This window comes from Planktotalea sp. (assembly GCF_049680325.1).
GTDB lineage: Bacteria > Pseudomonadota > Alphaproteobacteria > Rhodobacterales > Rhodobacteraceae > Planktotalea.
The window spans coordinates 1-7,437 of the sequence record NZ_JBAUHO010000233.1; the positions used below are offsets into that span (position 1 = coordinate 1).

Below are 7,437 nucleotides of genomic sequence, written 5' to 3' on the forward strand. Positions count from 1 at the left end.
GTCCAGACGACCACCGCGACCGCGCGACGGAGAGGCAGACTAACGGCGCGCCTCGTTTGAAAAAGCCGCTGTCGAGGTAATCTGGGCAATGCGCTCGGCTCGTTCCTGCACAGATGCTGCCTGCGCAGGCGTCGCCGGCATGATGATTTCAGAAAGCAGCACCCGCACGCCGCCAATTGCGCCGGTGGATGCAAGTGCGCGATCGACTTCAGCTTCGCTTACGTCAATGCGTCCGCCGAATTTAGCCTGCATAAGCTGGCGCCAGGCAAGACCTGCGGTAACGAAATCGCGAAAGGCTTGTTCGGAAACACCGCCTGCTTCGATGGCTTTCACAAACTCTTCTCGTGTCAGGTTTGCGCGGCCCGCGAATTCATCCATGCCACCTTGGACTTCTTCCAACGATGGCTTGATGCCGACAGCTTCTGCAGCGCCCAGCTTCAGGCGGTCGTCAATCAGTTGCTCGCGCGCGAGCGAGCGGTGCTCGCCAGGGGCGCGTAGCAGGCGCAGAAACTTGATGCGTTCCTCGATTTCAAAATTGGTGATCGAACGCTCGTTAACCTTGATTGCCGTTGCGAACATGTTTTGAGCGGCGCCCTCATGCGGGGCGCTCAGTGTGAGCAAAGCCGCACACGATAGTACGGCAACGCAAGTGCGGGTCATTGATTTGAATGAGAAGTGCGTGTGAGCCATATCGCTTAATTCCTGCATGTGCGGCGTGCCGCTTTTCCGCTGCCACCGGTACTGAATCCCAAAAGGGACACAGCCAGTTCGTAAGTTGTTGCCGGTACAAGTGTCGTAGAGCTTGCAAAGCTGCGCGTTGCACCAAGACCAACAGAAATACATTCGTTTTGATAGATCACTTTCGCACCAGTTTTGGCAAAGCGGTCTGTAAGCAAATCATATTGGAAACTGGCGGTTGAGGTCCAGTGGCGATTGATCTTGTAAGTGCCATCAAGCGACCATTCCGCGACAGAGCTTGTGCGCTCTTCCTGAGTATCTGCTTTGAGTTGCACATAAGTGCCAGCAAGCGTGACCTTGCCACGCGAATAGCTGACGCGCGCTTCGGTTTTTACGGGTTCAAACTGGGCATCAAACAATCCACGCGCAGTTATCGCGCCGCCCCATGCCGCCGAATAGTTCATCGCAAGCAGCGTATCCGACGTGAGCCCTTGCAGACCTGAATTGGAAGAAAAGGACGGATCAGCTGTGTCCCGGAAGACTTGCCCGATCGTCAAGCCTGCTGACCAGCTATCAGGATGCAAGCGCTGCCAACGAAGACCAAGTGCGCCGACGACGCCGGTTTCGCGCCTGTCCGCAACCGGAAAACGGGAAAGGGAGAGCAGATTGCCCTCGTCAAACTCCGAGATCACGTTTTCATCATTTGGCAGTGTCGAGGGCGATCCACCAGCCCAGCCGATTTGGGCAATGGGTTCCAGAAGATAGCTTGCACCGTCACGGCCCGTCGCTTGCAAAGGATATCGAAGCGTCGCTGCAATTGCAGGCGTTGCTTGGGTTGAACGGCCAAGCGCGGTGCTGTCCTGCTTTATTTCATAGCTATCAAGACCGAGCGACGTGGTCAGGCCAAATCGCATGCCGCCAGCAATGCTCCATTCATCGCGCCAGGAAAGATCAAGATTGACCCGCGTCATATCGCGTCCGAGGATATCGGTAATCGAAACGCGTTTGTGGCCGTGCAAAGCAAGAGTGGCGCGCAACTCGCCGCCCAATCGCGCAGGTTGATAGCGGCGCTCATAAGTCACGTTGCCAATCAGGGTTGGTTGGGTTTTGTTGCTTTCATTGTCGCGCAGCGTTTCGAAATTCAACAACTCCGCCTGAAAGAAAACGTCCCGCTTCACGCGCGTCAATGTAATACCGGATCCAAGGCGGTCACGCCCTGAATAGCCATAGTTAGAACGGTATCCACTGTCTGATGCGGTTTCGATGTCAAAGCTGAGAACAAAGCTGTTGCCCAGATTAAAGGCGCCATAGCCCGTCATGTAGTGACGCATTTCGTCGGGCAGGATTGTGTCCTGCGACATGGCCCCGTTAAATTCGATATAACCGCGCCGGAACATCTTGCGAAAACGCAGTTCCAACGTTTTTGTCACGGGTGTCACAAACGGCGTGACAGTCAGGTCGGCATGATCGCCGATGGTGATAAAATACGGAATCTTGATGCCAAACCCGAGCTGTGTATCAGACACGAACTTCGGAACCAGAAAGCCGTTGCTTCGTTTGAGCGACGGATCAGGAATGCGCATATGCGGAAGGTACAAGACCGGCACGCCAAGCAAACGGAACTGGGCTTTGCGAAAGTGGATCTGCTTTTCAACACGGTCATGGATCGCGCGGTCCGCGCGGATCTGCCAGATCGGAATGCCAGTGCCGCAAATCTGGCACGACGTCGCAACAACCTTGCGCAGGACAGTATAACGGCCCTCAACGCGGTCGGTTTGCGCCGATAGGATTTGTAGCTCTTGGTTAAGCACATAGCGTGCTCCGCGCAAAATTCCGTTCTCAAGCTTGCTGTCCAAATCGGCGCTATCGGCAATCAGGATGTCGCCATTTTCTTGCGATATGCGCACGGGGCCTTTGATAATTAGCTCATCGCGCTTCTGGTCATAAATGATTTCATCCGTGAACACGCGGATTCCATCGTAATAGGCTTCCACATTACCGGTCGCGACAAGGCGTTCGTCATTGGTAATGAGAACGCTATCGGCAACCAACAACGCTGCGTCCACATCCTGCGCGCGGGCAGGGGCGGTCATTGCAAACGCAAATGCGCATGCTAGGCTCAGAAAACGCAACATATGGACAAACCGGCTCATCCGTCCTCCATATGGAGCAATAATCCGAGTGCAAGTAAAATCGAAGCCACAGGCGGCGTCCAAGCTGCAATCAATGTCGGAAGTTGCCCGTTTTCACCGAGAATTTGTGCGAAATTACGAATGTAGTAAAGCCCGAAGCCCAGCATCACCGCAGCAAGAACCGACACGCCGGTTTTACCAAAGCGGCTGTGTCGCATCGTAAAACCCGCGCCAACCAAAACCATCGCCATCAGGAAAAGCGGTCGGGCAAGTTCCATTTGAAGCCAGACCTTGTGACGGCGCGCAGAAAAGCCAGCATCCTCTAATTCATTGATGTAGCTATTCATTCCCCAAATCGAAATCGCCGATGGATCTGAAAAGCTTTCGCGAATGCGCTCTTGGGTTAAAGTCGTAGGAACCAGTAAGCTGCTGATTTCTTTTGCGGTTTCTTCAGGGTTTGAATCCCCGAGCAAAGACCAGGACTTGGCGCCAACCAACAGCCATCCTTGCGATGTCAATGTCGCTTGAGCGGCCAAAATGCGCGTTTGCGGGTATCCCTCGGTATTATACTGTAAAAAACTGACGTCAAAGAGCGTCGTCATGCGTTCATCCGCCCTGGCCGCATGAATAACGGTTTGGCCATCCGCATCGCCTTGGCGCAGCCAAAGCCCCTCGCGTCCAAGCGAAACCGTGCTCTGACCCTGATCTTTGTATTCTGCCTCAAGCGCGGCAAAACGCTTGGTGGTAGAGGCCACGATCGGATTGAACAGCGTCACCGCGCTTACTCCGATCACAGCTGACACCAGCACAGGCGACATCAAGGTCACCAAAGCAGAACGCCCGGAGGCGCGCGTCACAACCAGTTCTGATGTACGTGCCAAGGTCAAAAACAGCGAAACCGATGAAAGGATCATGACCAGCGGCAAGATTTGATAAATCCCCGCGGGCGCGTTGAGCATTGTCAGGATGAAAATATCCGAGAAACTTACGTTGTTGCTATTAAAGCGGCGCATTTGCTCGACCAGATCAATCAGCGTCAAAAACGCAAGAAAGATCAGCAGCGTTGTCATAAATACCCGAAAATAGCGACGCGCGAAATAGAAATGCAGGATCATACGGCGGCCTCCTGCAAGGATGCGTCTTTGCGCCGGCGGCGCGGGCGCGCAGCCAGTCGAAGCATGAATGCTGCCGCGGCAAAGCCAAAGACACTTTGTGCATAGACCAAAGGCCAAAGCTGTGTGTTGTTGCGAACCGGGTCGGTCACAATGCTTTCGACCAGCTTGACAAGTACCAGCAGCAAAATCGCTCCGATGATCTGACGGCCAACGCCAAAGCGTGAAAAGCCGCCAACCAGCAAGGTTGAAAACCCGATCAATGCAGCAACGACACAAAGCAAAGGTTGGTTAAAGCGCCCGTGGGCTTCTTCCAGGACGCGGCCCGGCGATTTGCCCGTAGCAGCGGCAACCGCGTCCGTTGCAAGGAACAACTCATATGTCGGGCGTTGATCGAGCGGTTTGAAAATGGAACCAGGCCCGTCAATCAGCGCGGAAATGCTATAGGAGAAATCCGTGAACTTGGTCTTTGTGAGCGTGCGATTGTCTTTGCGAAGGGACTGTGCAATGCCATTGACCATGACAAGTTTCGGCCCTGACGCTTCGGTCACGAGAAAGCCGTCGACAGAACTATATGTCGTTGTGCGGTTCTGGTTCCGCCTGTCGCTCAGGAAAACATCCTTGAGCACGCCTTCTGGTGTGATTTCACGAATGTAGAATGTCACGCCATTGCTCGGATGTACGAATTCGCCTTCACGTAGCAACTGCGCGGACAGGGACCCGCTGATCTCGTTCTCGCGAAAGCGCAATTGCTCCAAAGAAGTTGGCACCAGATACTGGGTCAAAGCCATCATAAAGACGCCGACGAGCAGACCAAAAATGAACACAGGCCGCGCCAAACGCCATGGCGAATAGCCCGTCGCTTGCATCACGACCAATTCGCTTTCCGACGCAAGCCGGTTGGTGACGTAAACAGATGCAGCAAAAGCGGACATAGGCAGCACCAACCGCACCACATTGGGCAGGCTCAGCGCCGTGAATTCAAGAAATACAGAGGCAGGTTGTCCGTCCGCAATCAGCCTGTCGAACAAAATCACCGCCCGGTTGATCCAATAGACCGAGACCAACACCAGCGAGAAAAATCCGAACAACACAAAAAGTTGCGACAGCACATATCTGTCGAATCTTGCCAAAAGTGCCCCCACTAACTGCTTTTTTTCTGGTTCTAACCTATTTGTGCCCTATCGAAAACTGCTATCTGGCAAAGCGCGCGCATCCCCGCTATCCCTAAGGGGATTTTGCAAAAGGAATGGCCTAACATGACGAACCTTGTCACCACCTCTTTCTCTGCTGTTGATCTTGATGCGCTTGGATCCTTTGAGGGGCGCGTGGCCTTGGTCATCGCAAGCGACGGCAAGCTTGATGCAAGCGCGCGTCGGGTGAACCGGTTGACCAAAGGCGCGGTCGCGCGCTTGGTTGAGGCTGGCAAGCTGGAAAAGGCAGAGGCAGGCAGCATCATTACCCTTGGCTTTCCTGCAGGCATGGCCGCAGAGGCCGTCGACATCCTTTGTCTGGATCGCCGCCCCAGCACGCAGGATGCGCGCAAGGCAGGTGCCGCCCTTGGCAAGGTGCTAAGCGACGGCGCTGCGCTGCTATGTGCTGGCAGCAATACAAAATCCGCCCAAATCGCAATGGGCGTTGCAATGCGGGCCTACGAATTCACCCCGCATAAAAGCGATACAGAGCCAAAATCGCGTGCCCTGACAATCATGTGCGCCAAACCCGAAGACGTAGAGCCAGAGGTCAACACCCTGCTTGCCATTGCCGAGGGGGCCCATATGACCCGCGATCTGGTCAATGAACCTGCCAACGTTTTGACGACAACCGAATTTGCCAAGCGTTTGAAAGACATGGAAAGCCTTGGGCTGACAGTCGAAGTGCTTGAAGAAGCCGATCTTGAAAAGCTTGGCATGGGCTCGCTGCTGTGCGTTGGGCAGGGCTCTGACAGCCCGTCCAAAGTGGTGGTCATGCAATGGAATGGCGGCGAAAAAGACACCAAGCCGCTGGCCTTGGTCGGTAAGGGGGTGGTGTTCGATACAGGCGGTATTTCGCTCAAACCCGCTGCTGGCATGGAAGATATGACCATGGACATGGGCGGCGCGGGCGTCGTGTCGGGCGTTATGCGCGCTTTGGCTTTGCGTAAAGCCAAGGCAAATGTCGTCGGTCTTGTCGGGCTTGTTGAAAACATGCCGTCGGGCAATGCGGTGCGCCCCGGCGATGTGGTTACATCCATGAAAGGTGACACAATCGAAGTCCTGAACACAGATGCCGAGGGCCGCCTCGTTCTGTGTGATGTCATGTGGTACGCACAGGAACGCTTCGCGCCTGTCGGAATGATTGACCTTGCGACGTTGACAGGGGCAATCGTGATCGGTCTGGGTCATGACAACGCGGGTGTGTTCTCTAACAATGATGCGCTGTGCAACGCATTCCTCAAAGCCGCTGAAAACGAAGGCGAGGGCGCGTGGCGCATGCCGCTTGGCAAAGCCTATGACGACATGCTGAAATCGCGCATTGCTGATATGAAAAACATCGGTGGGCGCCCTGCGGGCTCCATCACTGCCGCGCAATTCCTGCAACGCTTTGTGAAGGACGAAACGCCTTGGGTCCATCTCGATATCGCGGGCGTTACCTCGCTTAAATCCGAAAGCGCGCTTGCCCCCGTAGGTGCGACGGGTTGGGGCGTTATGGCGTTGAACCGGCTGGTGCAGGATATGTTCGAGCGCTGATATGGGGGCCGCCTTTTTCTACCATCTGACGCGCCAACCTCTTGAAACGACGTTGCCTTTGCTGCTTGGCAAAGCGCGCGGCGCTGGTTGGCGTTGTCTGGTGGTTGGCCCGAACGTTGCACGTCTTGAGGCGCTCGATGCCCGGCTTTGGCACGGCAATGCTGCTGATTTTCTGGCCCATGGCCTTGCAGGCGGCCCACATGACGCGGATCAACCGATCCTGTTAAGTTCCCAATTCTGCGACACAAACAAACCCGCGTGCATCATGTGTATCGACGGGGCGGACATCACTGCCGCGCACGTGCAAAATTCCGAACGGACCTGCATCCTCTTTGATGGCAATGACGCCGCTGCAACCCAATCTGCGCGCGTGCAATGGAAAACCCTCACGGACGCGGGCTGCTCCGCGCAATACTGGTCTGAAGAAAGCGGCAGTTGGCAAATGAAAGCCAAGAAAGATTAACGCCCGTTAAGGTTAATGCGCCCCTTGTTCATTTTGCCAATAAACGTCTCCCTGAAGGGCCGTTTGGCAATACTGTCTAACGCACCAGAACGAGCGTGCCGCCAGAAATCTCGATCCGCTCAAAGGTTTGCAAATAGCTCATCCCCATAAGCGATTGTGACATCTGGCCTTCGTTCACATCAACCCGAAAGCGAGAAATCTCTGCGCCTTCAAACCCAAAACTTTCTGTACGGACCGACGCAATTCGGACAGGGCCGTTCGCGGTCATTGCTTCGTTTAAAAAAGCCAATGAACCCAAATCGATACCCGCTTTTTCAGCATCC

The 7,437-nt window shown here is 54.8% G+C and carries 7 protein-coding genes; 2 read left to right on the forward strand and 5 right to left on the reverse strand.

The window, feature by feature from the left end:
* Positions 1-39: 39 nt before the first annotated feature.
* The 4 genes from WBC85_RS10455 to lptF form a co-directional block, all read right to left on the reverse strand.
* Positions 40-579 (reverse strand): hypothetical protein, encoded by a 540-nt coding sequence (locus tag WBC85_RS10455; protein WP_424436397.1) that lies wholly within the window; start codon positions 577-579, stop codon positions 40-42.
* A 116-nt stretch (positions 580-695) separates the two neighbouring features.
* Positions 696-2,831 carry an LPS-assembly protein LptD gene (locus WBC85_RS10460; RefSeq protein WP_424436400.1) on the reverse strand — a complete coding sequence of 712 codons (2,136 nt, stop codon included), beginning with the start codon at positions 2,829-2,831 and terminating at the stop codon, positions 696-698.
* Positions 2,828-3,925, reverse strand: a complete 1,098-nt coding sequence (gene lptG, locus WBC85_RS10465; protein ID WP_424436403.1) for an LPS export ABC transporter permease LptG — start codon at positions 3,923-3,925, stop codon at positions 2,828-2,830. The genes WBC85_RS10460 and lptG overlap by 4 nt, the downstream gene beginning before the upstream one ends.
* Positions 3,922-5,055, reverse strand: a complete 1,134-nt coding sequence (gene lptF / locus WBC85_RS10470) for an LPS export ABC transporter permease LptF (RefSeq protein WP_424436406.1) — start codon at positions 5,053-5,055, stop codon at positions 3,922-3,924. Before lptF ends, lptG begins: the two co-directional genes overlap by 4 nt.
* Positions 5,056-5,181: 126 nt before the next feature.
* On the opposite strand from lptF, the gene WBC85_RS10475 reads away from it, so the two are divergent.
* Together WBC85_RS10475 and WBC85_RS10480 are read left to right on the forward strand one after the other, a co-directional pair.
* Positions 5,182-6,651, forward strand: coding sequence for a leucyl aminopeptidase (locus WBC85_RS10475; RefSeq protein WP_424436409.1), 1,470 nt, complete (start codon positions 5,182-5,184; stop codon positions 6,649-6,651).
* A 1-nt stretch (position 6,652) separates the two neighbouring features.
* The gene (locus WBC85_RS10480) at positions 6,653-7,114 is read left to right on the forward strand and encodes a DNA polymerase III subunit chi (protein WP_424436412.1); all 462 of its coding nucleotides are present in this window, start codon (positions 6,653-6,655) and stop codon (positions 7,112-7,114) included.
* 76 nt (positions 7,115-7,190) lie between these two features.
* On the opposite strand, the gene WBC85_RS10485 is transcribed toward WBC85_RS10480, so the two are convergent.
* A partial coding sequence (locus WBC85_RS10485; protein ID WP_424436415.1) for a retroviral-like aspartic protease family protein occupies positions 7,191-7,437 on the reverse strand: 247 nt, incomplete at its 5' end.